The sequence below is a fragment of the Bartonella sp. AP58NXGY genome, from assembly GCF_042195785.1.
In the GTDB taxonomy this organism is placed as follows: domain Bacteria; phylum Pseudomonadota; class Alphaproteobacteria; order Rhizobiales; family Rhizobiaceae; genus Bartonella.
The window spans coordinates 1-317 of sequence record NZ_JBHIOY010000250.1 but is presented as its reverse complement, the minus strand read 5'-3'; the positions used below and the strand labels follow the sequence as shown (position 1 = coordinate 317).

1 protein-coding gene is annotated in these 317 nt (G+C 34.4%); it reads right to left on the bottom strand.

Translation table 11 applies throughout. The features are described from left to right. On the bottom strand, nucleotides 1-317 hold a 317-nt coding region (locus tag ACFINC_RS10750; RefSeq protein ID WP_375617207.1), incomplete at both ends, for a type ISP restriction/modification enzyme.

Here is a 317-nt window from a genome sequence, read left to right as displayed (position 1 = left end):
ACTATAGCTCCAACTGATTTTATTTTCATCGGAATTGACGAAATTATTTACAGCATTTTTATGTATCCTACGGTCAGCATGTGCATAAGTATCATTAAAACGCTTCACTTCACTATTATAAAAGTTAATCATATTGCGCATATTTTTAGCTAAAGCTTCACGGCTTGAGTTATACGCCCAAGCATCACGATTGGTTACAACCCCAAAAGAAAATATTTCAAACAGCTTTTTATTATGTCCTTTCTTTTCACCTAAAGCTAAGAATGCTTTGAAACTTTCATCACGTTGACCAAGCCAATCACCATGTTTATCTGGTG